Here is a 23,530-nt window from a genome sequence, read left to right on the forward strand (position 1 = left end):
GCAAGGCTGTCCAATGGGGTCCGATACTATGCCCTCGGACCACCCACTCAGTCAAGGATCGACCCGGGTTCTCCAGCGGGAAGTATCCCGCGAGCCGCCCGGTCCGACCTCTCCGGAGTCACCCAGAGACTACAGTCCGGCGATCTCCTGGACCAGCCATTGGTCGCCGTTTCGGACCATCGTGAACCGGGTCCGGTTGAGGTCGACCCGGGGTTTACCCTGCGTGATCGTGCTGGTGGTCGTCTGGTTGACGAAGATGATCAGCGTGACCCGGTCGGCGTCACCGTCGCGGACGCCGACCTCGCGGACCTCGGCCCGGACCGTGGCCTTGGTCTTGGTGGCCAGCTCGCCGGCCACCTTCGCGGTCTCGTCGAACTTGGCCGCGAACTCCGGCGTCATCGTGGCCCGCGCCGCCGCGAAGCTCTTGTCCAGGTCCCGGTAGTCGTAGCTGAGCGCGGTCTCGGCGGCCTTCCGCCCGGCCGCGGTGGCCTGCCCGCGGGCGTCCTCGGCCTGCCGGCCCTGCCACGCCTTGATCCCGAGCACGACGGCGAACGTCAGCACCAGAACCACCAGCACCCCGAGCAACGCGGACAGCACACCCCCCAACGACCGGCGCTTCTCGTCACTTTCCGTAGTGGCGGACGATTCCTGGGAAGCCTCCGCAGGCGCCTCGGGGGCGTCCGATGTGGCGGGGGTCACGTCCTCGGCGGTCGTCTCGACGGCCTCGGCCGCGTCGTCGAGGTCGATCCCGGGCGGTGGCGGGGCGGCCGTCGTACCGGCGGACGGGGTACGGCGCTGGCCGGCGATGCGGGGGCGGTTGCGCGGACGGTCCGGCATCAGCCCACCGCCTGGAGGTCGGCGGTGAGCCAGCGGTCCTTCTCGCGGACCAGGTCCAGCTTGATCCGGTAGCGGCGCTGCACCCCCTCGACCGAGGCGGTGTTGGTCACCACCGCGTCCACGATCACCAGGACCTGGGCGGAGTCCTTGTCGTTCGAGACCACCGCGGCCTCCTTCACGTCACCCTTGGAGGTCGCCCTGTTCGTCTGCACCTGGGCCTTCACCACGTCGAGCCCGGCCTGGAACTCCTCCTTGAACTGCCCGGTGGAGTCGTCCAGGACGCGCTTGGTGTCGGCGTCCCAGGTCTTGTAGTCGTACGTCGTGAAGTCCAGGGCCAACTGCCGGCCCGCCTTCATCGCCGCCTCACGCTGGGCCTTGTTCTCGCTCTGCCGGTGCAGCGCGACGACAGACAGGGTCGCGCCGGCCAGCGCGACCACGAGCAGGACGCTGAGCGCCCACGCCAGGATCAGCGCGCCGCGCCTGGAATCACTAGAGGTCACTTGCCGGTCACCGGTCCGAGGATGAGGGCTTTCCAGGAGTCGCTGCCGAGCAGGTCCGCCTGACCGCCGGTGGAGCCGAGGACGAGTTCCGGCATCCCGCCGGATCCGCCCGCGGCCCCGGTGGCCGGGTCGTAGCCGACGCCGTACCCGGTCCGGTTCAGGTCCTGCCGGGACGACGGGCTCGGCTTGTTCTGGGCGCCGCGGACGTTGACGCCGGTGGACGGGCTCGCGGTGCAGCCCGCCTTGGTGTTGGCCGGCTTGTCGGCGGTGTCCTGCGGGATCCGCTTGTCGGTCCCGCCGTACCCGGCCCGGCAGGCGGGCGGCGAGAACCCGAGCACCAGGCCGAAGTGCGCGTCGTAGTGCCCGGTGCCCTTGTCCTTCGCCGGTACGACGTACCCGCCCATCGACACCGCCGGGTACACCACCAGCAGTTGCTCGACGGCGTCCAGGCGCAGCGCGGTCATCTCGTTCACCGTCAGCAGGTTACCGAGCAGCACCGCGATGTCCGCCCGGTTCTCCGCGATCAGCGCGGTCACCTGCTCGGAGGCGCCGGAACCCTGGTCGATCACCTGGCGGAGGTCCGCGTCCGAGCTGACCAGGGTGTCGGACAGCAGGGCGAGGTTCTTCGCCCAGGTCTTGATCGCGTCGCCACTGGCCACCTGGGTGGCGAGCACGGTGTCGCCGTCGTTGATCAGCTTGATCGTCTGCAGGATGTTCGCGTCCGCGTCGTCGATCAGCCGGCCGGAGCTGTCGATGATCCGCTGCAGGTCGGTGCCCCGGCCCTTCAGCGCCGCGCCGAGCTCGCGCACGGTGGTCCGCAGGCTCTCCTTGTCGACCGAGTTGACCAGCTGGTCGAGGTTCAGCAGCAGTTCCGTGGTGTCGATCGGGATCGCGGTGTCCTCGCGGGCGATCTTCGAGTTGTCCCGCAGGTACGGGCCGCTGTCGCGGCGCGGCTGCAGGTCGACGTACTGCTCGCCGATCGCGGACCGGTTCGCGACCACCGCGAGCAGGTCGTTCGGGATCTTCACGCCCTTGTCGATGTCGAGGTCGACCTCGACGCCGTCGGACAGCAGCTTCAGCTCGCCGACCCGGCCGACCGGCTGGCCGCGGTACGTCACCTCGGCCCCGGAGAAGATGCCGCCGGACTCGGCGAAGCTGGCGCTGACCGTGTAGTCGTCGTCGAACAGCAGCTTGTCGACCTGGGCGTACTTCCCGCCGACGTAGGCGACGCCGACCACGGTGATCAGCAGGAACACCATCAGCTGGATCCGGACCGTTCTGGTGATCACTTCGCCACCCCCGGCATCAGCACCTTTGCCAGTTCCGGGTCGAAGCCCGAGCGGTTCAGCTTCGGCGTACAGACCGGTACGCCGAGGATCGTGGTGCAGGTGGTCGCCGTACCGGTCGGCACCGGCAGGGACGGGAGGCCGTTGCTGGTCGGGTTGTGCAGCGGGATGCTCAGCTGGTTGGTCGGCAGCGCCGTCGGTCCGACGGTCGGCAGGTTCAGGTTCAGCAGTCCGTTCAAGGCCTTCTGCGTGTTCACGTCCAAGGTGATGCCGAGGTTGGTGAAGTCACCCTGCACTGCCTTGGCCGCCGCGTCCGGGAACGGGTAGGTGAACAGCAGCTCGAGCGACTTCGGCAGGTCCTCCCCCGCCTCGGCCAGCTTGGTCAGGATCGGGTACAGCGACTGCAGGTTGGCGACCAGGTCCCGCTGCGACGCGGTGATCACCCGGGTGGCCGTGTTGCCCAGTGTCGCCAGCGCCTGCAGCGTCTTCACCAGGGCGGCGCGCTGCTTGTCCAGGGTCGCGATCGACTTCGGCAGCGAGTCGATCGCGGTCGCCAGCGTCGCCTTCTCCGCGTTCAGCTTCTTGGCCAGTGCATCGACCGCGGCGATCGCGGTGACGATCCGCGCCTTGTTCTGATCCAGCGTGCCGACGAACGTGTTCAGCTGGGTGAGCACGCTGCGGATGGCCGGCTCGTTGCCGGTCATCGCCTTGTTCAGTTCCTGGGTGATGATCTGCAACTGGGCCACGCCGCCGCCGTTCAGCAGCAGCGACAGCGCGGACAGGACTTCCTCGACCTCGACGTTGCTGGTGGTCCGCGACAGCGGGATCACCTCGCCGTTGTCCAGCCGGCCGCGCGGCCGCTCCGACCCGGTCGGCGCCGACAGCGAGACGAACTTCTCGCCCAGCAGGCTGGTCTGCCGGATCGTCGCGCGCTCGTTGTCCGGCAGCTCCAGGCTCTTCGGCAGCCGGATCCGGACCTTGGCGACGTACCCGTCCAGCCAGACCTTCTCGACCGTGCCGACGGTGACGTCGTCGACCTTCACCGAGGACTTCGGCACCAGGTCCAACACGTCGGCGAACTCGACGGTGACCGTGTACGACGGCCCCTTGATGTTGGCCCCGCCCGGCAACGGCAACGAGTACACGCTGAAGTCGCAGCCGGTCAGCAGCATCGCGAGACCGAGCACTCCGGCGACGATCGTCGTACGGCGCTTCATCGAACGAGACCTCATCGGACCAGCCCTCCCAGCGTCGGGTCGACCGGGTCCGGGCTCTTCAGCGGGGCCTTGGGCGCCGGGGCCCACGGCGTACCGGCAGGGCCACCGCTGGCCGGCGCGCCGCCGGTGAGCTGGCTCAGCAGCGGCAGCTTGGCCAGTGCGTCGACGACCCCCTTCAGCGCCGTACAGGTCGACAGGGGCTGGTTCGCCTGCCGCAGGAGCGAGCAGATGAACCTCGCCGGGTCGTCCAGCTGGGCCAGGTTGACCCGTTGATCCAGCGTGCCGTACTGCGGGTTGTACACGCGGGCCAGGTTGCCCAGGCCGAGGGGCGCGGTGTCGAGCACCTCGGCCAGCGCGGCCTTCTCCTTGACCAGGATCTGCGACAGATCGGTTGCGCTGGAGATCGTCGTCTTCAGCAGCGCGCGGTTGTCCTTCACGAAGGTCGCGACCTCGCCGAGCGCCGTCGCCAGCAGGGACAGCGCCTTGGCCAGGTCCTGGCGCTCACCGGCCAGCGTGGTCGAGGTGGCGGCGAAGCTGGCGTTGAACTGCCGGACCAGCTGGTCGTTCGCGGCCAGTGCGGACACGAACGTCTGCAGCTGCCGGATCGTCGAGAACAGGCTCTGCGAGTTCCCCGCCAGCGTCCCGGTCAGCTTGGACACGTCGGTGATGGTCTGGTTCAGCTTGGCGCCCTGGCCGTTCAGGTTCTTCGCCGAGACGTCCAGCAGCCGCGACAGCGCGCCCTGGTCGTTCGCACCCTTCGGACCGAGCGCGACGGACAGGTCGTTCAGGCTCTGGTAGATCTGGTCGAGTTCCAGCGGTACGGCGGTCCGGTCGATCGGGATCTCGGCCCCGTCGGCCATCACGTCGCCCTTGGAGTACGCCGGGGTGAGCTGGACGTACCGGTCGGCGACGATCGACGGAGCCGCGATCACCGCCTTCGCGTTGGCCGGCACCTTGTGCTCGGCCTCCCACCAGAACTTCACCCGCACGGTCCGGCCGGCCGGGGTGACACTTTCCACCTCACCGACCTTGATGCCGAGGATCCGGACGTCGGAGCCCGGATAGACCGAGACCGCGCGCGGGAAGTACGCCGTGGCGCTCACCCGCTCGGGGTTCGGCCAGAGTGTGATCACGCTGACCGCGAGGATCACCAGGACCACCGCGACCGCGACCAGCCGGGACAGTGACGCGACCTTCATCAGCCGCCACCTCCCAGGATCGGCGGCAACCCGGGGATCGGGACCTGCGGGGCCGGGATCTCCGGAACGGGTACCAGGTTCTCCACGTAGGTGTCGAACCAGGGTCCGGTGCCGAGCGTGTTGGTGAAGACCCGGACGAACGGTGCCAGGCCCTTGATGCTGGCGTCCAGGTCGTTCTGGTTCTTCAGCAGCACGGCCAGAACCGCGTTCACCTTCTGCAGCGTCGGCGCCAGGTCCTTGCGGTTCTCCCGGACCAGCGCGGTGATCTGCGCCGACAGCTTCTGGGTCGACACCAGCAACTGGTGGATCAGCGCCCGCCGGGCCTGCACGGCCTGGAAGACGGTGTTGCCGTCCTTCATCAGCTTGATCAGCTGCTGGTTGCGATCGGCAAGAACCTTGGTGACCACGTTCGAGTGCTGGAGCAGCAGTTTCAGCTGCTCGTCGCGTTTGGCCACGTTCCGGGACAGCCGGGACAGCCCGGTCAGCGACGCCCGCACCTCTTCGGGCGTGTTCTGGAACGTGGTCGACAGCGTGTCCAGCGCCCTCGCCAACTGGGCGGTGTCGATCCGCTCGGTGGTGTTCGCCAGGTCGCTGAAGGCGTCCACGACGTCGTACGCCGAGATCGTCCGGGCCAGCGGGATCTCTGCCCCGGGCTTCAGCTCGCCGGCGCCGGCCGGGTTCAGCTTCAGGTACTTCTGGCCGAGCAGGGTCTTGATCTTCATCTCGGCACCGGTCTGGTCGCCGAGTTTCACGCCCTTGTCGACGACGAAGTCGACCCGGACGTGGGTGCCCTCGAGTTCGACCTTGCGGACCTGCCCGACCCGGACCCCGGCGACCCGGATCTCGTCGTTCGGCTTCAGCCCGCCGGCCTCGGAGAACTGGGCGGAGTACTTCGTCCCGCCGCCGATCAGCGGCAGGTCCTGCGCCTTGAACGCGGCCAGCATGATCAGCCCGAGCACCGTCAGGCCGATGACGCCGACGGTCACCTGGTTCTGCTCGCGGAAGGGCTTCACGGCTTCTGACACCTCGCCGAGTTGTTGTCGTACGCGACCGGGAGGCGGGTGCCGGTCGGCAGCGTGACGTTGCCGTCGAAGTTGCACAGGTAGAAGTTGAACCAGGAGCCGTACGTCGCCGTCCGGGTCATCGTGTTCAGCTTCTCCGGCATGGTCTGCAGCGTCTTCACCCAGATCGCCTGGGTGTCGTCGAGTGTCGTCGCGATGGTGCGGAGCCGGTCCAGGTCGGCCTTGATCGGAACCCGGGTCTGCTGCAGCAGGCCGGCCGTCTTGGTGTTCAGCGAGTTGATCGAACCGACCGAGTTCAGGATCGGGTTGATGTCCTGACTCAGCCCGGTGATGAACTGCTGCAGGTTCACCAGCAACTGGGAGAAGTTCTGCTGCCGCTGCGAGACGATCTGCAGGGTCGCGGTCAGGTTGGTGATCAGGTCGCCGATCACCTGGTCCGCGTCGGCGAGCGTGGTGGTCAGCGACGCTGTCCTGGCCAGCAGCGACTCGATCGTGCCGCCCTCGCCCTGCAGCACCTTGATCACCTCGAAGGCGAACTGGTTCACGTCCGCCGGGGTGAGCGCGGTGAACAACGGCTTGAACCCGTTGAACAGCACCGACAGGTCCAGCGCCGGCGCGGTCCGCTCCTTCGGGATGATCCCTCCGGCCTTCAGCCGTTCGCCGCCGCCGACACCGTCGGTCAGCGCGATGTAGCGGTTGCCGACCAGGTTCCGGTAGCGCAGGGTCGCGCGGGTCGAGTCGTCCAGCACCTGGTCGGAGTCGACGCTGAACGTCACCATCGCCAACGTGTCCTGGTGCAGGGTGATCTTGTCGACCTGGCCGACCTTCACCCCGGCGATCCGGATGTCGTCACCCTTGTTCAGCCCGACCACGTCGGTGAACACGGCCCGGTACTTCGTGGTCGGGTTGAAGCTGATGTTCCCGATCGTCACCGCCAGGAGCGCGGTCGCGATCGTGGTGACCACGACGAAGATCGCCAGCCGCACGGTGTCGAAGGTGGTCTTCCTGTCCAGGAACCTGCTCACTTGAGGTTCACCTGCCCTCCGCGCAGCAGCGGGCCGACCATCAGGGTGGTCAGATCCGGTACGTCGGACGGCGCAAGACCCAGCGTCGGGCCGACGACCGAGTCGATCACCTTCTGCTCGGCCGGCGTACCGACTCCCTGGGTGTCCAGGTCGAACCCGGGGGCGGCCCGGTTGAGCTGGAGGTTCAGCGGGAACCGATCGTTCTTGTGGTGGTCGCCGATCACGCCGTCGTCACCGGTGATGTACGGCGCTGGGTTGTCCTGGCTGTACGGACCCGGATGCGCTCCCGGGTGGCTGTAGTTCTTCCCCACACAGGTCGGACCGCGGCGGTCCTTGTAGGCCGGCAGCTCGTTCGGCTCGTACGGCGTCGGCTGGTTGGTGATCAACTCGAGGTTGATGTTCAGCCGGCCGTCCCGGAACGTGTCGTTCAGGATCGGCGCGGTGTCGGTCATCACCTTGAGGAAGCACGGGTACTCCGGCGAGTACCGCTCCAGCAGGTCGAGCACCGGCCGGCTCACCTCGCCGAGCCGGATCACCCGGTCCTCGTTCTCGTTCAGGAACGTGTTCGTCGTACCGGACAACTGCTGGACGTCGACGAAGAACTTCTGCAGCTGGACCTGCTTCTCCACCACCGTGTTGCCGGTGACGGTCAGGTTCCGCAGCGCCCGGACCAGGTCGGGCGTGGCGTCGCCGTACAGCTGGGAGACCTGGGTGAGCTTGGTCAGCGCGGCCATCAGCTTCGGGACGTTCGGGTTCAGCTTCTTCAGGTACGCGTCCAGCTGGGTCAGCGTGCCGGCGATCTCGGCGCCGCGCCCCTCGAGCGCGGTCGCCAGCGTGTTCAGGGTCGCGTTCAGGTCGGCCGGGTCGACCGCCTGCAGCAGCGGCAGCGCGTCGTTCAGCACCTTCTCGATCTCGATGCCGACCGCGGTCTTGTCCCGGGAGATCACGTCGCCGGCCTTGATCGGCCGGCCCTGCGGGCCACTCGGCGGCACCAGCGAGACGTACTTCTCGCCGAACAGCGTCTTGGGCAGGATCCGGGCGCTGACCGCGCTGGAGATCTCGTTCACCGACTCGGGCTTGAGCGCGAGCTCGACGGTCGCCTCGGTGCCGTCGGTCGACACCTCGCGCACCTCGCCGACGATGATGCCGCGCAGCTTCACGTCCGCGTGCCTGTTCAGCTGCAGGCCGATGTGGCTGGTCTTCAGCTCCACGTCGACCGTCCTGGTGAAGACCTTGGCGTAGAAGGCGTAGGTCAGCCAGAGCAGGAAGCACAGCACGCCGATGAACGCGACGCCGAGCACCTTGTGCGAAATCAGTCTGGTCATCGTGTCACCCCGCCAGCCTGACGGTGGTCGTCGTACCCCAGATCGCCATCGACAGCAGCAGGTCGACGACGTTGATCACGACGATGGACGTCCGGACCGCGCGGCCGACCGCGACACCGACGCCGGCCGGGCCGCCGGTCGCGTGGTAGCCGTGGTAGCAGTGCACCAGGATCACCAGGACGGCGAAGACGAGCACCTTCCCGAACGACCACAGCACGTCGCCGGGCGGCAGGAACAGATGGAAGTAGTGGTCGTACGTGCCGGTGCTCTGCCCGTAGAACATGGTCACGGTCAGCCGGGTGGCGAAGTACGACGCGAGCAGGCCGACGACGTACAGCGGCACGACCGCGATCAGCCCGGCGATGATCCGGGTGGTGACCAGGTACGGCAGCGACGGGATCGCCATCACCTCGAGCGCGTCGATCTCCTCGCTGATCCGCATCGCGCCGAGCTGGGCGGTGAAGCCGCAGCCGACCGTGGCGGCCAGCGCGATCCCGGCGATCAGCGGGCCGATCTCGCGGGTGTTGATGTACGCCGAGACGAAGCCGGCGAACGCCGACGTACCGATCTGGTTCAGCGCCGAGTAGCCCTGCAGGCCGACCTCGGTGCCGGTGAAGAACGCCAGGAAGGTGATCACGCCGACGGTGCCGCCGATCACCGCCAGCGCGCCGGTGCCGAGCGTCACCTCGGCCAGCAGCCGGACGATCTCCTTGCGGTAGCGGGTGACCGACTTGCCGGACCAGGCCAGCGCCTTGAGGTAGAAGGCGAGCTGCTCACCCAGCCGGTCGAGTGAGTTGAGCGGCTTCTTCACGAAGGTGTCGACGAGGGCTGACACGGTCAGGCCCCCTTCGGCGGGACGAGCTGGAAGTAGATCGCCGTCATCGCGAAGTTCGCGACGAACAGCAGCATGAAGGTGATGACGACGGACTGGTTCACCGCGTCACCGACACCCTTCGGGCCGCCGCCCGCGTTCACTCCCTTGTACGACGCGACGACCGCGGCGATGAACCCGAACACCAGCGCCTTCGCCTGCCCCTGCCACAGGTCGGGCAGATGGGCGAGGGCGGTGAACGACGCGATGTAACTGCCGGGCGTCCCGTCCTGGAGTACGACGTTGAAGACGTAGCCGCCCATCACGCCGACCACGCTGACGAACCCGTTCAGGAAGAACGCGACCAGCATCGTCGCCAGCACCCGCGGCACCACCAGCCGCTGGATCGGGTCGATGCCGAGCACCATCATCGCGTCGAGTTCCTCGCGGATCTTGCGCGCGCCGAGGTCGGCGCAGATCGCCGACCCGCCGGCCCCGGCGATCAGCAGCGCGGTCGCGATCGGAGACGCCTCCCGGACCACGGCCAGCACGGCGGCCGAGCCGGTGAACGCCTGGGCGCCGAACTGCTTGATCAGCCCGCCGACCTGCAGCGCGATCACCGCGCCGAACGGGATCGCCACCAGCGCGGTCGGGATGATCGTCACACTGGCCACGAACCAGGCCTGCTGCAGGAACTCCTTCAGCTGGAACGGCCGCCGGACCGAGGCCCGGGCGGTGTCGAGGGCGAAGGAGAACAGCGAGCCCGCATGCTTCAGCGGGGCGGCCGCAGAAACGGTCACGGGACCCCCACCACCGAGGGGGTGAAGGAGCCCGGGGGCGGGGTCACGCCGTTCTCCCGGCACCACTCGCCGGGCGGCCGCTGGGTCGGCCGGATCACGCCGCTGCTCGGCAGCTGCTGCAGCGGGATCGGCGGCAGCGGCGGCAGCTCCTGGTCCGCCTCGCGGGCGAGTTCGTCCGCGTCCTTCTCCTCGGACATCCCGATCGGCCCGACCCGCTGCGCGTTCAGGAACTGGCGGACCACCGGTTCCTCGCTGGACAGCAGCATCTCCCGCGGACCGAACATCGCCAGGTGCCGGTGGTACAGCAGGCCGATGTTGTCCGGCACGGTCCGCGCGGTGTTGATGTCGTGGGTGACGATCAGGCAGGTGGCCTGGGTCATCTCGTTCAGGTCGATGATCAGCTGGTTGAGGAACGCCGTACGCACCGGGTCCAGACCCGAGTCGGGCTCGTCGAACAGCAGGATCTCCGGCTCCAGCACCAGCGCGCGGGCCAGGCCGGCCCGCTTGCGCATACCGCCGGAGATCTCGCCCGGCAGCTTCCTCTCCGCGCCGACCAGGCCGACCATCTCCATCTTCTCCATCACGATGGAACGGATCTCGGCCTCGGACTTCCGGGTGTGCTCGCGCAGCGGGAAGGCGACGTTGTCGTAGAGATTCATCGAGCCGAACATCGCGCCGTCCTGGAACAGCACCCCGAACAGCTTGCGGATCTCGTACAGTTCCCGCTCCGAACAGGTGGCGATGTCGGTGCCCTCGATGTGCACGTGGCCCTTGTCCGGTTTCAGCAGACCGATCAGCGTCTTGAGGAATACGGACTTGCCGGTTCCGGAAGGGCCCAGCATCACGCAGATCTCACCGGCCGGCAGCGTCAGCGACACGTCGCCCCAGATCAGCTGGCTGCCGAAGGACTTGGTGAGACCTTCGACGCGGACTTCGACGCCCACTGGTCCTCCTCATCGGCCGTGCCTCACGGGATGTCTGCCGACCCCGACCGACGACGTTCTGCCGTTCCAACGACGGGGCGGTTGCCTAGGTTACGCACGAGTACGGTTTTGCGTAACCCCTGCGGTGTCAAGCGACGGTGACCGATACGTCACGCTACGGTCACGCCGATCACGGTGTGTGGACCGATGGAACACGGTGTGCTGATCGGCATCCGGCTCCGGGTGATCCTAGCGGGGCCCGAGACCTGTCCGGGAGGCGCACCGAAAGTTAGCGTCGACCAAGGGGCCAACCGGCCAGGCGAGGAGGGGACAAGGGATGAGCATCGAACGACGGACGTTCCTGAAGACCGGTGCGGCGGTCGCGGGCGGAGTGCTGGCGGGTGGGCCGTTCCAGGGGTTCGTGGCCCAGCAGGCGGTCGCGGATCCGAAGGGCAACGCTCCGTTCCGCGCGTTGCGGCCGATCCCGGACCTGCGCGACGGCAAGGTCCGGCTGCACCTGCCGGAAGGGTTCGCGTACCGGTCCTTCCACGACACGGAGTTTCCGGTCGTGCTGGACGACGGGACCCGCCTGCCCGGGCGGCACGACGGCATGGGCGCGTTCCGGCGCCGCAACGGGAACGTCGTGCTGGTCCGCAACCACGAACTGAACAACCCGGGACCGCCGTTCGGCCCGGGTACGCCGTACGACGCGATGGCGCAGGGCGGGACGACGACGATCGAGGTGACGCGCTTCGGCGAGGTGGTCGAGGCCTACACCAGCCTGAACGGGACGATGATGAACTGCAGCGGCGGGATCATGCCGTGGGGCAGCTGGATCACCTGTGAGGAAACGGTGAACGGGCCGGACGTCGGCCCCGACTTCACCGGCGTGTCGAACGTACCGCTGACCCAGCCGCACGGCTTCATCTTCGAGGTTCCGGCCCGGGGCCAGTCCGATCGCCAGCCGATCACCCACGCCGGCCGGTTCGCGCACGAGGCCGTGTCCTTCGATCCGAAGGACGGCATCCTCTACCTCACCGAGGACAACTTCGCGTTCCCGTCCGGCTTCTTCCGGTACATCCCGCCGAAGAACCCGATGAAGTGCGGCCGGCTGCTGGACGGCGGCCAGTTGCAGATGCTCGCCGTCAAAGGCCGGCCGAACCTGAACCTGGCCGCTTCGCAGCCCCAGCGAGCGACGTACGACGTCACCTGGGTCGACATCGAAGACCCTGCACCGCGGTTCCCCTACACACCCGGGCAGACCGCGACGACGACGAACGACCAGGCGCTCGTGTACGTCGGTGACCAGGGCCGCGCGCAAGGAGCGGCGTACTTCTCCCGGCTGGAAGGGCAGGTGTACGACAACAACGTCGTGTACTTCTGCTCGACCCAGGGCGGCGGCGCGGCGGAGACCGGGCCGGACGCGGTCGGTGGCTACGGCAACGGTTTCGGCCAGGTCTGGGCGTACCACACCCGGGCGCGGAAGCTGCAACTGATCTACGAGTCGCCGAACCGGGCGACGCTGGACTTCCCGGACAACGTGACGACCAGCAAGCGCGGAACGCTGGTGCTCTGTGAGGACAACGTCGACGACAACTACCTGCGCGGCCTGTCCCGGGGCGGTCAGCTGTGGGACATCGCGCTGAACCGGCTCACCAGCAGCACCGGCGCGCCACGCTTCAACGACGAGTTCGCCGGCTCGACGTTCAGCCCTGACGGGCACACGCTGTTCGTCAACATCCAGGCCAGTCGCGGGATGAGCTTTGCCATCTGGGGACCATGGCATCGGATCGGCGTCTGATCGGCGAGGAGGACGTCCTCGTCTGGCTCCATGCCGACGACGCAACGGCTGCCGACGTGGTCAGCGACCTGACCGAACTGGGGCCGCTCGCAGCCGTTGCGGTCGTCGTGCTGCTCGTGCTTCTCGTCCTGCGCCGATGGAGGGACGCCGTGTTCTTCACGGCCGGCGTCGGGGTCGTGTGGGCGGTGAATCCGCTGCTCAAGGAACTGGTCGGCCGGTCCCGGCCGGACCTGTGGCCGTTACCGCCGGACGTGTCGGAGTACAGCTTTCCGAGCGGGCATGCGGCGAACACGGCGGCTCTGGTCGGTGCGCTGGCGCTGATCCTGCGACGGCGACTCTGGATGGTCGTCGGCGCGGCGGTGCTGACAGTCGTCGGGCTGTCGCAGTTGGCGCTCGGCCGGCACTACCCGTCCGACGTGGTGGCAGGCTGGGCCTGGGCGCTGGCCTGGGTCTACGTACTCCGGCACCTGCTCCGGAACGTGACGAAGGGCGGCCCTGGGTAGGACCGCCCTTCGGCGTACTGCTGGTTGCGCGGCTCCGCCGACAGTGTTGATTCGGCGGCTCCGCCGACAGTGTTGATTCGGCGGCTACGCCGCAGGTGTCACTTGAGGGTGACGGTGGCGCCGGCGCCCTCGAGGGCCTCCTTGGCCTTCTCCGCGGCAGCCTTGTCGACCTTCTCCAGGATCGGCTTCGGGGCCGACTCGACGAGGTCCTTGGCCTCCTTCAGACCAAGGCTGGTGAGACCGCGCACCTCCTTGATGACCTGGATCTTCTTGTCGCCGGCCGACTCGAGGACGACGTCGAACTCGTCCTGCTCGACGGTCTCCTCGGCAGCGGCGCCCGCGCCGCCGGCAGCCGGGGCAGCGGCAACGGCGACCGGGGCGGCGGCGGTGACGCCGAACTCCTCCTCGAACGCCTTAACGAACTCCGACAGCTCCAGCAGGGTCAGTTCCTTGAACTGGCCGAGCAGCTCTTCGGTGCTGAGCTTCGCCATGGTGGCGGTCCTTCCTTAATGGTGGTGCTTGATGATCACTGAAATGGGTGTTGCGGTGAGATCCGTCTCAGCTCTCGGCTGAGGCGTTCTCCTCGGTACTCGCCTGCTCGGCAGGTGCGTCGGCCGCATCCGATGCAGCCTCCGCGGGGGCGCCGCCCTCCGCCTGCAACTTGTCCTGCAGCGCCGCGAACAGGCGCGCGGCCTGCGACAGCGGAGCAGCGAACAGCGACACCGCCTGCTGCGGAGCCGCCTTCATCGCACCTGCGAGCTTCGCGAGGAGGACCTCACGCGACTCCAGGTCAGCGAGCTTGTTGATCTCGTCAGAGCCGAGTGCCTTGCCTTCCAGCACTCCACCCTTGATGACGAGCATGGGATTCGCCTTGGCGAAGTCACGCAGACCCTTGGCCGCGACCACCGGGTCGCCCTTGATGAAGGCGATGGCCGACGGACCCTCGAGCAGCGAGTCGAACGACTCGACACCCGCGTCCTTGGCCGCGATCTTGGTCAGCGTGTTCTTCACCACGGCGTAGTTCACGTCGTCACCGAGCGCAGTGCGCAGTTGCCGCAGCTGCGCCACGGTGAGTCCGCGGTACTCGGTCAGCACGGCGCCGTTCGAGCTACGGAACTCGTCCGTCAGCTCGGCGACAGCGGCTGCCTTGTCCGGCCTCGCCATGGGGTCTCCTTCTCTTGGCTTCCACACCTCGACCCCTGAAAAGGCTCCATCAAAAAGAAAGCGCCCCTGCGCAGGCGCAAGGGCGTGAAACGTCGTACTGCTGTCACACTGTCCAAGTCACCTACGCGGGCCGCCCACTCGAATGTGGGACCTTCAGTCGCCCGGAGGCGACGACCAGCGGTCTTCGGCAGCATTCAGTGTGCCTGATGTCGACCATGGAGACAAATCGGTTCCCTCAGGCCGGCTCGTCCTGGACCGGATGCGGCGGGATCCATCGGTGCATCGCGGCGGCGGCGGCCCACCCGGTCGCGGCCATGATGACGATGGCGGGGGCCAGTCCGAGGACGGCGGTGGCTCCGGCCAGGAGCAGTGGTCCGGCACCGTTCCCGGTGTCGGCGAACAGCCGGAACGCACCCAGGAACTGCGCCCGCCCGACCGGCGGTGACGCGTCGGCACCGAGCGTCATGATCACGCCGGCCCCGAGACCGTTCCCCACTCCCATCAGCAGCGCCACGGCGGTCAGGGTCGCGGTCGAGTGGGTCAACGGCAGCAGCAGATGCGCGAGTCCGAGGACGAGCATCGACGGTACTGCGACCCACTTGCGGCCGAGCCTGTCCATCACCGACCCCGCCGGGTAGAACAGCAGCATGTCGACCGCGCCGGACAGGCCGAAGACGATGCTGGTCGTCTGCGCATCGAGCCCGATGTGCAGCGCCCACAGCGGAATGACGACCTGCCGCGACGCTCGGACCGCACCGACGAGGAGCGCCCCGACACCGAGCGTCCGCAACACCGGCAGGTGTTCCCGGATCACGGTCCAGGTCGACTGTGCGGCGACCGGCCGGCTTCCGCGCGTACGCCGTACCGACTCGACGTCGGGCAGGCTCAGCAGCACGCCACAGGCGAGGACCGCGCCGACCAGGTGGACCCAGTAGGCGCCGTCGGTGCCGAGGAACCTCATCGCGAACGCGCCGAGGAAGGGTCCGATGAAGGAGCCGATCCGCTGGACTCCACCGAGCGTGGACAGCGCCCGCGCACGCAACTCGAGCGGCACGACCTCGCTCAGATAGGCCTGACGGGCCAGGCCCCAGACTGCTCCGGCGAGGCCGGTCGCACCGATCGCGATGGCAAGGCCCCAGACCGTCGGGACCAGCAGGCAGGCGACGAGGGCGACGGCGACCAGGACGGTCGCGAGCAGCATGGCGCGGCGTTCGCCGATCTTGTTGGTGAGCGATCCGGCCGGGATGTCCCCGATCACCTGGCCGAGTCCGGCGGCCGCAACGACCAGGCCGGCCGCCGCGACCGAGGCGCCGAGGTCGGTGGCTGACACCGCGACGACCGGTGCGATCGCGCCCTGCCCGATGCCGTACAGGAGGGCCGGGAGGTAGACGGACGGAGCGATCCGCCAGAGGTTCATGGCGCCGACCCGACCGGCGCGGAGGCGCGCGCCGTACAGAGCTCGCGCTGCGCGGGCGTGGCACCCAGCAACTCGGAGACGGACCAGGCGGCCGGGACGATCCGTTCGCCGAACTCCTCCAGGCGCTCGGCAGGCATCCGCAGCTCGGGACCGGAGATCGACAGGCAACCGACGACCTGGCCGGAGAAGTCGAAGACCGGCGCCGCGACCGACCTGATCCCCGGAGTGCGCTCCGACAGCGACTTGGCGAAACCCTTGGCCCGGATCTCGGCCAGTTGAGCGGCCAGTACGCCGGGATCGGTGATGGTCTGCGGAAGCACCTGCTCGAGCGGACCGGCCAGCACCTCGACCTGCCGCTCCCACGGGGAGAACGCGAGCAGCACCTTGCCCGGAGCCCCTAGCGGCAGTGGCACCGGAATGCCGAACTCCGTGTAGGTACGACGCAACTGGTGCCGGCTCTCGACCTGGTCGAGAACGACGCGTTCCCCGGTCGGCAGCAACTCGTGGACGGCAGCCGTCTCCCCGGTCTCGTCCCGGAGCGCCCGCAGGACCGGCAGCGCGGCGTCGCGCAGGCCGGCCGGAATGCCGCCGCTGTGCGCCAACTGGGCGACCAGCGGACCGATCGCGTAGCGGCGATGTGCCGTCTGGCGAATCAGCCCGTTCTCCTGCATCGCCAGCAGGAGCCGGTGCACGGTGCTGGTGGACAGACCGGTCGCGCGGGCCAGGTCACTGATGCCCAGGTCCGGCGTGCGGCCGTCGAAGCACCGCAGGATCGCCACCGCCCGGTCGATCGATTGCACCGACCCCCGGCGGACCTCCGATTCCTGCATGGCGAAAGACTATCCCACGATACGGGAAATGAGGCCTGGATTCTCGCTGAGTGGACAGCGCGGCGCCTAGGCTGACCGAACACCTCGACCACAGCCCGTGGAGCCACCCAGTCCTCTGAGGAGCGACATGTCCGACCACTTCGTCCAGCTCGCCACCGTCAAGGTTGCCGAGGGCAACGAGGCTGCCGTGGTGGTGGATCCGGACCAGGGTGTGGTTCCGGCTGCGGAGTTGGGCTTCGAGGGCGACGCGCTCTCGATCCTCGCGCGGGCGCCGCTGAGTGAGCTCGCGGACGCCGCCGCCTCGGCCGATTGGCGTGATCCGGCCGGCGTCGAGTTCGTCGCGCCGTACCGGCATCCGCGCAAGCTGTGGGGGATCGGGCTGAACTATCTCGAGCACGCCGGCGACCTGTCCGAGAACGTGCCGACCGAGCCGGCGTCGTTCATGAAGGGCGATCACACCATCATCGGTCCGGGCAACCCGATCCCGGTGCCGTCGCAGAGCAGCCGAACCACGGCCGAGGCCGAGCTCGGACTGGTCATCGGCCGGGAGTGCTACCAGGTCGAGGAGGCCGAGGCGCTCGACTACGTGTACGGCGTGGTGCCGGTGCTGGACCAGACGGCCGAGGACATCCTGGAACGCAATCCGCGGTTTCTCACCCGGTCGAAGAACTTCCCCGGATTCTTCTCCTTCGGGCCGACGATCGTCGGGCTGGACGCCGTACTCGCGCACTGGGGTTCCCTCGACGCGGTCGAGGTCTCGACGGTGCTCAACGGCTCGGTGTACCGCAGCAACACGGTCGCGAACATGGCCTTCAGCCCGGCGTTCCTGGTCAGCTTCCACAGCAAGCTGATGCCCCTCTACCCCGGCGACATCATCTCCACCGGCACCCCCGGCGCCGCCCACATCACCCCCGGGGACATCGCCGAATGCCGAATCCCCGGCGTCGGCACCCTCACCAACCCGGTTATCTCCGGCCGCTGACCCGGGCAGGACCCTCCTGCCCGGGGCAGTTGGCGAGGATCAGCTCAGGACGGCGAGGGCGTCGATTTCCACGAGCATGTCTTCGCGGGGGAGGCCGGTGAAGACAGTGGTGCGGGAGGGGAGGACGCCACTGGGAGTGCGGGTGGCGAGGAACTCGGCGTACGCCTCGTTCATGGCGGCGAAGTGGTCGCGGGTGGTGAGGTAGACGCGCATCATCACCACGTCGTCGAAGCTCCCGCCGCCGGCCGTCAGGATCGCCTCGACGTTCTGCAGGACGCGGGTGGTCTGGCCCTTCACGTCATCGGTGAAGACGAACTCGCCGGTGGCCGGGTCGACGGAACCCTGGCCGGACACCTGCAGGATGTTGCCCTTGCGGACACCCTGCGAGTACACCGGCATCGGTGCGGGCGCGTCGGTGGTGGAGACGGCGGTCTTGTCTGACATCAGCGTCATACCTCTCAGTTGTAGTCGGCACTGATCGCTCGGGTGGTGGCGAGCAGGTCGGGAAGCAGCTCGAGCACCTGCTCGTAGTTCAGCAGTACGTCGGGTACGGACACCGACACGGCCCCGACGACGCGGCCGGCGTGGTCGGTGACGGGTGCGCCGATGCAGTTGATGAAGGATTCGTGCTCGGCCCGGTCCTGCGCCCAGCCCTTGGCCAGTACGTCGTCCAACTCGGCGCGCAGCGCATCGGCATCGGTGATCGTCCGCGGCGTGAACGCGTGGTAGTCGATGGCCGCCAGCAACGCCTCCCGCTGCCGCTTCGGCTGGGCCGCCAGCAACACCTTCCCGACGGCGGTGCAGTGCAGAGCGGCCGGTACGCCGACCTGCGAGTACATCCGCACCGACCGCACACTGTCGAGCTTGTCGATGTAGACGACTTCGCCGTTCTCCCACGCCGCGAGGTGCACGGTCTGCCCGGTCTTCTGGTTCAACTCCCGCAGGTGCGGTGCGGCAACAGCCCGTACGACGTGCTGCTCCCGGGCCGCGTCCGCCAGCGCGAACAGCCGCGACCCCAACCGGTAGCGATGCGACTCGTCCCGTCGTACGAACCTGTCCGCCTCCATGGTCCGCAGCAGCCGCAGCACTGTCGTCTTGTGGACGCCGAGTTCGGTCGCCAGCTGATCCAGCGACCGGTTGCCCTCTCCGAGACTGGCCAGGATCTGCAACGCCCTGGCAAGGCTTTGACTCATGGGAGCGTCACACCTGTTGGACCGACCCGCACGGCGGCCCACTCCTCGTCGGAGCAGTTCAACAGCTTCTGGCGGACTGCGGGCTCGAGCGGGGCGGCGTGATCCTCAGGTACGGCGAGCACCGCAGCAGCACCCAGATGCCCCAGTCGCAGCCTCTGCTCCATCGGCAGCCCCTGCAACGTCCCGGCAAGGAACCCGGCCGCGAACGCATCACCTGCTCCAACGGCCTCGACCACCTCGACAGTGAGCGCGGGAACCTCGGTACGGCGACCATCCGGCTCCAGCACGAGCGCGGTGTGCGCATCGTTCTTCATCACCAGCGTCGACCGCGGACCAAGCCGTTCCCGAAGCTCACCAGGATCACTGGTCCCAGCGAAGACCTCAGCCTCGTCAGCACCGATCAGTACGACGTCAGCCGCCCGCAGCACCCGCCACAGCGGCTCAGGGTCCTTGCTTCGCCACAACGCCGGACGCCAGTTCAGATCGACGCTGAACTTGAACCGGTGGGTCTCGCGCAGCACCGCCAACCGCTCCAGCATCTCGGCGGCTGTGGTGGAGATGGCGGCGGTGATGCCGGTCGTGTGCACGAGCTCCGCACTCGCCAGCCGGTCGCGCACGGCCGGCCGATCCAGGAAGGCCGGATCCATCGCCGAGGCGGCCGAGCCGGAGCGGTAGTAGTGCATCCGCGAGCGGCCGCCCTCCGTGTGCTTCACGTACAGCGCGGTCGGTCGATCCGGGTCCTCCTCCACTCCCCCGACCTCGACACCGCGGTCCCGGAGATCACGCAGTACATGCAGGCCGAATCCGTCGTCACCGAGCCGCGAGATCCAACTCGTCGCGATGCCGAGCGCCGCCAGCCCGCCGGCCACGTTGCACTCCGCACCGCCGACGGACCGACGGAACGTCTCCACGTCCTCCAGCGGACCCCCCGCGTCCCCGGCGAACATGATCATCGCCTCGCCGATGCAGATCGCGGTCGGGCTCGTCTCACCAACGGGGTCGGACATCGGCACTCCTCGGCGGACTGGTGATGGGATGGAGGCGGAGCCACGTCCGTTGACGCGAGTTCCGGCGCGATGCTACAACCGTGAAGTCAGAAGACGCAATCATCGTTGCGTATTCTGCAATCAGTCCGAGCAGAGGATCAGATGCCAGCCTCCTACGATGCAGACGCCGTCGCCGCCCTTGCCGACCAGCGGGTGAGCTGGCAGGACAAGGCACTACCGCCCACGTTCTGGGGCCGGACCGTCGCGGAAGTCCTGGCGGACAAGCCCCGCCTCTCCCAGCTGCCCACTCCCCTGCTGACCCTCTCCGCGCCCGGCCTGCGGCACAACGTGGACAGCATGGCCCGCTGGTGTGCCAACCACGGCGTCGAGCTGGCGCCGCACGGCAAGACGACGATGGCGCCCGCGCTCTGGGCCATGCAGCTCGAGGCCGGTTCCTGGGCAATCACCCTCGCCAACGGCTTCCAGCTCGGTGTGGCCCGCGCGTACGGCGTGAGCCGCGTGCTGATCGCCAATGCGGTGGTCTCCCCGCTGCAACTGCGGTGGATCGCCGACGAGCTCGCGGCCGACCCCACGTTCGAGGTCCTGGTCTGGGCCGACTCGGTTCGTACGGTCGAGCTCATGGAGGCCGCCCGGTCGGCGTACGTCGGACCGGATGCGCGACCGCTCGACGTACTGGTGGAGGTCGGTGGGCTCGACGGCCGCACCGGTGCCCGGGACGCCGAGACCGCGCTCGCCGTCGGCGAGGCGATCGCGGACGCGTCGACGCTGCGGCTGGCCGGGGTCGCCGGCTACGAAGGGGCGATCAGCCACGGCGTGGAGGAGGCCGATCTCGAGAAGGTCCGGTCGTACCTCCGCGAGCTGGGCGCGATCCACACCCGGCTGAAGAAGCAGGGCCGGTACGAGGCGGACGTCGTACCCGTGGTGAGCGCCGGCGGCAGCGAGTACTTCGACGACGTGGCGCGCGTGCTGGCTCCACTGGGCGAGGACGGAGCCCGGGTGGTCCTCCGCTCGGGCGCGTACATCACCCATGACGACGGGCTGTACCGCCGGCTGTCGCCCCTCGGTGAGTCGCCGCGGACCGACGGGGACCGACTGGTTTCCGCCATGCACGGGTGGGTCCGGATCATCTCGCAACCCGAGCCGGGGCTGGCGATCTTCGACGCGGGCCGGCGTGATCTGCCGTTCGACCAGGACCTGCCCGAACCACAGCTGATCCGGCCTCGCTCGGACGGCGAGCCGGTGCTGACGGCGGACGGGATGACCGTCACCAAGCTGAACGACCAGCACGGCTACCTCCGCTTCGACGGCGACCCGGTGCTGATCGGCGACGAGCTCAGAGTCGGCCTCTCCCACCCGTGTACGGCGTTCGACAAGTGGGGGCTGATCCCCGTCGTCGACGATCCGGACGCCGCCGACCCGGTCGTGGTCGACCTGGTCAGGACGTTCTTCTGACATGACCGGGGTGCTGATCAGGGGCGCCACGATCCTGGACGGATCGGGCGCTCCGGGTGTCCGGGCCGACCTGGCCGTGGACGGTCCGCGCATTGTCGCCATCGGCAACGATCTGCCGGCCGGCCGGCGGACGATCGACGCGGACGGGTTGGTGTTGTCACCCGGCTTCATCGACATGCACGCGCACTCCGATCTGCAGATCCTGGCGAATCCGGACCACACGGCGAAGGTCAGCCAGGGCGTCACGCTCGAGGTGCTCGGCCAGGATGGCCTGTCGTTCGCCCCGATCGACGACCCCACGCGCTCCGTGCTCCGGCGCCAGATCGCCGGCTGGAACGGCGAACCCGACGACTTCGACTTCAGCTGGTCCACGGTCGGCGGATACCTCGACCGGCTCGACCAGGGCATCGCGTGCAACGCGGCGTACCTGGTCCCGCAGGGCACGCTGCGCATGATGGTCGTCGGTACCGAGAACCGCCCCGCCACCCCGGCCGAACTGGACGAGATGAAACGGCTTCTCGCCGAAGGGCTACAGCAGGGCGCGGTGGGGATGAGCAGCGGCCTCACCTACACCCCCGGCATGTTCGCGACCACCGACGAACTCGTCGAGCTGTGCAAGGTCGTGGCGGAGTACGGCGGCTACTACAGCCCTCACCAGCGGTCGTACGGCAAGGGGGCCCTGGAGGCGTACGGCGAGATGGTCGAGGTGGCCCGTCGTTCCGGCTGCCCGCTGCACCTCACCCACGCGGTGATGAACTTCGAGCCGAACCGGGGCCGCGGCGCCGACCTGGTGGCGATGATCGACAAAGCTCTCGCGGACGGGATCGACGTCACCACCGACACCTACCCGTATTTGCCGGGGGCAACGACACTGGCCGCGATCCTGCCCAGCTGGACCGCCGAGGGCGGGCCGGACGTACAGCTGACCGGACTCCGGGACCCCGCAACGCGTGAGCGCATCGCCTACGAGCTGGAGCACGTCGGCTCGGACGGCTGCCACGGGTGCGTGACGGACTGGAACACCATCGAGATCGGCGGTGTGAAGAACCCCGAGCTGAACGACGCGGTCGGCAAGACGGTCGCGACGCTCGCCACCGAGGCGGGAACGTCGCCGGTCGAGGTGTTCTTCCACCTGCTGCTCCGCGACAACCTGGCGACCACGATCCTGCAGCACGTCGGGCACGAGGAGAACGTCCGGGCGATCATGCGCCACCCGAGCCACACCGGCGGCTCGGACGCGATCCTGGTCGGCGCGAAACCGCATCCGCGGGCGTGGGGCACGTTCCCGCGCTATCTCGGCCGGTACGTCCGGGAACTCGGCGTACTGGAACTCGCCGACTGCATCCATCACCTCACCGGCCGCCCGGCCCGGCGGCTGCGGCTGACGGACCGCGGCCTGATCCGGGAGGGGTACTACGCCGACCTCGTGCTGTTCGATCCGGCCACCGTCCGCGACACCGCGACCTTCGACAACCCCCGGCAGCAGGCCGAGGGTATCCCGTACGTCTTCGTCAACGGCGTACCCGTCATCGACGACGGGCGCCGTACCGACGCACTACCCGGCGGCGCCGTCCGTCTGAAAGGATTCTGATGAACACGCTGGAGCTGCTCCGCGCCGACCGTGTCCTGACCGTCGTCCGGGCGCCGGACATCGGCGACGCCCGCGACCTGTGCGCGGCGTTGGTTGCCGGTGGCATCCACGTCGTCGAGCTGACCTATACCACGCCCGACCTCCCCCGGCACCTGGAGCGCGCCGCGTCGACGGCGGCCGAGACCGGTGCGGTCGTGGGCGCCGGCACCGTGCAGACCGGCGCGCATGCCAAGCAGGCGATCGACGCGGGTGCACAGTTCCTCGTCACCCCGGGACAGGGCCCCGAGGCGGCCGCGATCGCCGAGTCCGCTCGAGCCGCGGGCGTTCCGGTGGTCCTGGGTGCCTTCACACCGTCCGAGGTGATGACCGCACTGGCCCTGGGGTCTGACGCGGTGAAGATCTTCCCCGCGCACCACCTCGGCCCGAAGTACTTCAAGGACCTGAACGGCCCGTTCCCCGGCGTACCGCTGATCCCGTCCGGTGGCGTCAACGCCGGCAACGCCCGCGACTTCCTCGCCGCGGGCGCGCTCGCGGTCAGCGCCGGCACGGACGTCGTCTCGCCCGCGGACGTTGCGGCCGGCAACTGGCAGGACATCACGACGAAGGCCGCCGCCTTCTGCAAGGCCTTGCAGTAGACGTGCCCGC

At 68.6% G+C, this 23,530-nt stretch carries 24 protein-coding genes; 6 read left to right on the forward strand and 18 right to left on the reverse strand.

The genetic code is table 11. The features are described 5' to 3' along the window. Window positions 1-129: 129 nt before the first annotated feature. The 11 genes from ACYVOK_RS01845 to ACYVOK_RS01895 are packed head-to-tail and all read right to left on the reverse strand — an operon-like array spanning window position 130 to window position 10,966. Window positions 130-837, reverse strand: a complete 708-nt coding sequence (locus tag ACYVOK_RS01845; RefSeq protein ID WP_460660442.1) for a hypothetical protein — start codon at window positions 835-837, stop codon at window positions 130-132. After that, complete coding sequence (locus ACYVOK_RS01850) at window positions 837-1,337, reverse strand: hypothetical protein (protein ID WP_460660443.1); 501 nt, start codon at window positions 1,335-1,337, stop codon at window positions 837-839. Before ACYVOK_RS01850 ends, ACYVOK_RS01845 begins: the two co-directional genes overlap by 1 nt. Then, on the reverse strand, window positions 1,334-2,626 hold the full coding sequence (locus ACYVOK_RS01855; RefSeq protein WP_460660444.1) for an MCE family protein: 1,293 nt from the start codon (window positions 2,624-2,626) through the stop codon (window positions 1,334-1,336). The genes ACYVOK_RS01850 and ACYVOK_RS01855 overlap by 4 nt, the downstream gene beginning before the upstream one ends. Beyond that, on the reverse strand, window positions 2,623-3,855 hold the full coding sequence (locus ACYVOK_RS01860) for an MCE family protein (protein ID WP_460660445.1): 1,233 nt from the start codon (window positions 3,853-3,855) through the stop codon (window positions 2,623-2,625). Before ACYVOK_RS01860 ends, ACYVOK_RS01855 begins: the two co-directional genes overlap by 4 nt. Then, complete coding sequence (locus tag ACYVOK_RS01865) at window positions 3,852-5,039, reverse strand: MCE family protein (protein ID WP_460660446.1); 1,188 nt, start codon at window positions 5,037-5,039, stop codon at window positions 3,852-3,854. The genes ACYVOK_RS01860 and ACYVOK_RS01865 overlap by 4 nt, the downstream gene beginning before the upstream one ends. Next, window positions 5,039-6,052, reverse strand: coding sequence for an MCE family protein (locus ACYVOK_RS01870; RefSeq protein WP_460660447.1), 1,014 nt, complete (start codon window positions 6,050-6,052; stop codon window positions 5,039-5,041). The genes ACYVOK_RS01865 and ACYVOK_RS01870 overlap by 1 nt, the downstream gene beginning before the upstream one ends. Next, window positions 6,049-7,086 carry an MCE family protein gene (locus ACYVOK_RS01875; RefSeq protein WP_460660448.1) on the reverse strand — a complete coding sequence of 346 codons (1,038 nt, stop codon included), beginning with the start codon at window positions 7,084-7,086 and terminating at the stop codon, window positions 6,049-6,051. The genes ACYVOK_RS01870 and ACYVOK_RS01875 overlap by 4 nt, the downstream gene beginning before the upstream one ends. Beyond that, a complete protein-coding gene (locus ACYVOK_RS01880) occupies window positions 7,083-8,411 on the reverse strand; it encodes an MCE family protein (protein ID WP_460660449.1) in 1,329 nt (442 codons plus the stop codon). The genes ACYVOK_RS01875 and ACYVOK_RS01880 overlap by 4 nt, the downstream gene beginning before the upstream one ends. Window positions 8,412-8,415: 4 nt before the next feature. Next, window positions 8,416-9,246, reverse strand: coding sequence for an MlaE family ABC transporter permease (locus ACYVOK_RS01885; RefSeq protein WP_460660450.1), 831 nt, complete (start codon window positions 9,244-9,246; stop codon window positions 8,416-8,418). Between the two features lie 2 nt (window positions 9,247-9,248). After that, window positions 9,249-10,022, reverse strand: coding sequence for an MlaE family ABC transporter permease (locus tag ACYVOK_RS01890; protein WP_460660451.1), 774 nt, complete (start codon window positions 10,020-10,022; stop codon window positions 9,249-9,251). Further along, window positions 10,019-10,966, reverse strand: a complete 948-nt coding sequence (locus ACYVOK_RS01895; RefSeq protein WP_460660452.1) for an ABC transporter ATP-binding protein — start codon at window positions 10,964-10,966, stop codon at window positions 10,019-10,021. The genes ACYVOK_RS01890 and ACYVOK_RS01895 overlap by 4 nt, the downstream gene beginning before the upstream one ends. A 316-nt stretch (window positions 10,967-11,282) precedes the next feature. On the opposite strand from ACYVOK_RS01895, the gene ACYVOK_RS01900 reads away from it, so the two are divergent. Both ACYVOK_RS01900 and ACYVOK_RS01905 read left to right on the forward strand, forming a co-directional pair. After that, entirely contained in the window at window positions 11,283-12,746 is a 1,464-nt protein-coding gene (locus ACYVOK_RS01900; RefSeq protein ID WP_460660453.1) for a PhoX family protein, read from the forward strand. Beyond that, window positions 12,725-13,249, forward strand: coding sequence for a phosphatase PAP2 family protein (locus ACYVOK_RS01905; RefSeq protein WP_460660454.1), 525 nt, complete (start codon window positions 12,725-12,727; stop codon window positions 13,247-13,249). The genes ACYVOK_RS01900 and ACYVOK_RS01905 overlap by 22 nt, the downstream gene beginning before the upstream one ends. A 98-nt stretch (window positions 13,250-13,347) precedes the next feature. On the opposite strand, the gene rplL is transcribed toward ACYVOK_RS01905, so the two are convergent. From rplL to ACYVOK_RS01925, 4 genes are all read right to left on the reverse strand, one after another. Next, on the reverse strand, window positions 13,348-13,740 hold the full coding sequence (rplL, locus tag ACYVOK_RS01910; protein ID WP_460660455.1) for a 50S ribosomal protein L7/L12: 393 nt from the start codon (window positions 13,738-13,740) through the stop codon (window positions 13,348-13,350). 67 nt (window positions 13,741-13,807) lie between these two features. Next, complete coding sequence (gene rplJ / locus ACYVOK_RS01915) at window positions 13,808-14,413, reverse strand: 50S ribosomal protein L10 (RefSeq protein ID WP_460660456.1); 606 nt, start codon at window positions 14,411-14,413, stop codon at window positions 13,808-13,810. Between the two features lie 235 nt (window positions 14,414-14,648). Further along, a complete protein-coding gene (locus ACYVOK_RS01920; protein WP_460660457.1) occupies window positions 14,649-15,830 on the reverse strand; it encodes an MFS transporter in 1,182 nt (393 codons plus the stop codon). After that, window positions 15,827-16,660, reverse strand: coding sequence for an IclR family transcriptional regulator (locus tag ACYVOK_RS01925; protein WP_460660458.1), 834 nt, complete (start codon window positions 16,658-16,660; stop codon window positions 15,827-15,829). Before ACYVOK_RS01925 ends, ACYVOK_RS01920 begins: the two co-directional genes overlap by 4 nt. Window positions 16,661-16,787: 127 nt before the next feature. On the opposite strand from ACYVOK_RS01925, the gene ACYVOK_RS01930 reads away from it, so the two are divergent. Then, window positions 16,788-17,642: a fumarylacetoacetate hydrolase family protein gene (locus ACYVOK_RS01930; RefSeq protein ID WP_460660459.1), complete on the forward strand. Its 855-nt coding sequence runs from the start codon at window positions 16,788-16,790 to the stop codon at window positions 17,640-17,642. A gap of 39 nt (window positions 17,643-17,681) precedes the next feature. On the opposite strand, the gene ACYVOK_RS01935 is transcribed toward ACYVOK_RS01930, so the two are convergent. From ACYVOK_RS01935 to ACYVOK_RS01945, 3 genes are read right to left on the reverse strand one after another with little or no spacing between them, the layout of a single operon-like run. Continuing rightward, complete coding sequence (locus ACYVOK_RS01935; protein ID WP_460660460.1) at window positions 17,682-18,086, reverse strand: RidA family protein; 405 nt, start codon at window positions 18,084-18,086, stop codon at window positions 17,682-17,684. 14 nt (window positions 18,087-18,100) lie between these two features. Further along, entirely contained in the window at window positions 18,101-18,835 is a 735-nt protein-coding gene (locus ACYVOK_RS01940) for an IclR family transcriptional regulator (RefSeq protein ID WP_460660461.1), read from the reverse strand. Next, on the reverse strand, window positions 18,832-19,842 hold the full coding sequence (locus ACYVOK_RS01945) for a sugar kinase (protein WP_460660462.1): 1,011 nt from the start codon (window positions 19,840-19,842) through the stop codon (window positions 18,832-18,834). Before ACYVOK_RS01945 ends, ACYVOK_RS01940 begins: the two co-directional genes overlap by 4 nt. A gap of 141 nt (window positions 19,843-19,983) precedes the next feature. On the opposite strand from ACYVOK_RS01945, the gene ACYVOK_RS01950 reads away from it, so the two are divergent. The 3 genes from ACYVOK_RS01950 to ACYVOK_RS01960 are packed head-to-tail and all read left to right on the forward strand — an operon-like array spanning window position 19,984 to window position 23,520. Continuing rightward, the gene (locus ACYVOK_RS01950) at window positions 19,984-21,294 is read left to right on the forward strand and encodes a type III PLP-dependent enzyme domain-containing protein (RefSeq protein ID WP_460660463.1); all 1,311 of its coding nucleotides are present in this window, start codon (window positions 19,984-19,986) and stop codon (window positions 21,292-21,294) included. Window position 21,295: 1 nt separating this feature from the next. Beyond that, the gene (locus tag ACYVOK_RS01955) at window positions 21,296-22,885 is read left to right on the forward strand and encodes an N-acyl-D-amino-acid deacylase family protein (protein WP_460660464.1); all 1,590 of its coding nucleotides are present in this window, start codon (window positions 21,296-21,298) and stop codon (window positions 22,883-22,885) included. Next, window positions 22,885-23,520, forward strand: a complete 636-nt coding sequence (locus tag ACYVOK_RS01960) for a bifunctional 4-hydroxy-2-oxoglutarate aldolase/2-dehydro-3-deoxy-phosphogluconate aldolase (RefSeq protein ID WP_460660465.1) — start codon at window positions 22,885-22,887, stop codon at window positions 23,518-23,520. Before ACYVOK_RS01955 ends, ACYVOK_RS01960 begins: the two co-directional genes overlap by 1 nt. Window positions 23,521-23,530: the final 10 nt, after the last annotated feature.

Source organism: Kribbella swartbergensis (genome assembly GCF_054784135.1).

Bases quoted from the DNA above. Each gene is read 5' to 3' on its own strand.
- rplL (WP_460660455.1), bottom strand. From the start codon at position 13,740: ATGGCGAAGCTCAGCACCGAAGAGCTGCTCGGCCAGTTCAAGGAACTG.
- ACYVOK_RS01940 (WP_460660461.1), bottom strand. From the start codon at position 18,835: ATGAGTCAAAGCCTTGCCAGGGCGTTGCAGATCCTGGCCAGTCTCGGA.
- ACYVOK_RS01930 (WP_460660459.1), top strand. From the start codon at position 16,788: ATGTCCGACCACTTCGTCCAGCTCGCCACCGTCAAGGTTGCCGAGGGC.
- rplJ (WP_460660456.1), bottom strand. From the start codon at position 14,413: ATGGCGAGGCCGGACAAGGCAGCCGCTGTCGCCGAGCTGACGGACGAG.
- ACYVOK_RS01920 (WP_460660457.1), bottom strand. From the start codon at position 15,830: ATGAACCTCTGGCGGATCGCTCCGTCCGTCTACCTCCCGGCCCTCCTG.
- ACYVOK_RS01845 (WP_460660442.1), bottom strand. From the start codon at position 837: ATGCCGGACCGTCCGCGCAACCGCCCCCGCATCGCCGGCCAGCGCCGT.
- ACYVOK_RS01960 (WP_460660465.1), top strand. From the start codon at position 22,885: ATGAACACGCTGGAGCTGCTCCGCGCCGACCGTGTCCTGACCGTCGTC.
- ACYVOK_RS01865 (WP_460660446.1), bottom strand. From the start codon at position 5,039: ATGAAGGTCGCGTCACTGTCCCGGCTGGTCGCGGTCGCGGTGGTCCTG.
- ACYVOK_RS01935 (WP_460660460.1), bottom strand. From the start codon at position 18,086: ATGTCAGACAAGACCGCCGTCTCCACCACCGACGCGCCCGCACCGATG.
- ACYVOK_RS01945 (WP_460660462.1), bottom strand. From the start codon at position 19,842: ATGTCCGACCCCGTTGGTGAGACGAGCCCGACCGCGATCTGCATCGGC.
- ACYVOK_RS01880 (WP_460660449.1), bottom strand. From the start codon at position 8,411: ATGACCAGACTGATTTCGCACAAGGTGCTCGGCGTCGCGTTCATCGGC.
- ACYVOK_RS01900 (WP_460660453.1), top strand. From the start codon at position 11,283: ATGAGCATCGAACGACGGACGTTCCTGAAGACCGGTGCGGCGGTCGCG.
- ACYVOK_RS01955 (WP_460660464.1), top strand. From the start codon at position 21,296: ATGACCGGGGTGCTGATCAGGGGCGCCACGATCCTGGACGGATCGGGC.
- ACYVOK_RS01925 (WP_460660458.1), bottom strand. From the start codon at position 16,660: ATGCAGGAATCGGAGGTCCGCCGGGGGTCGGTGCAATCGATCGACCGG.
- ACYVOK_RS01860 (WP_460660445.1), bottom strand. From the start codon at position 3,855: ATGAGGTCTCGTTCGATGAAGCGCCGTACGACGATCGTCGCCGGAGTG.
- ACYVOK_RS01950 (WP_460660463.1), top strand. From the start codon at position 19,984: ATGCCAGCCTCCTACGATGCAGACGCCGTCGCCGCCCTTGCCGACCAG.
- ACYVOK_RS01905 (WP_460660454.1), top strand. From the start codon at position 12,725: ATGGCATCGGATCGGCGTCTGATCGGCGAGGAGGACGTCCTCGTCTGG.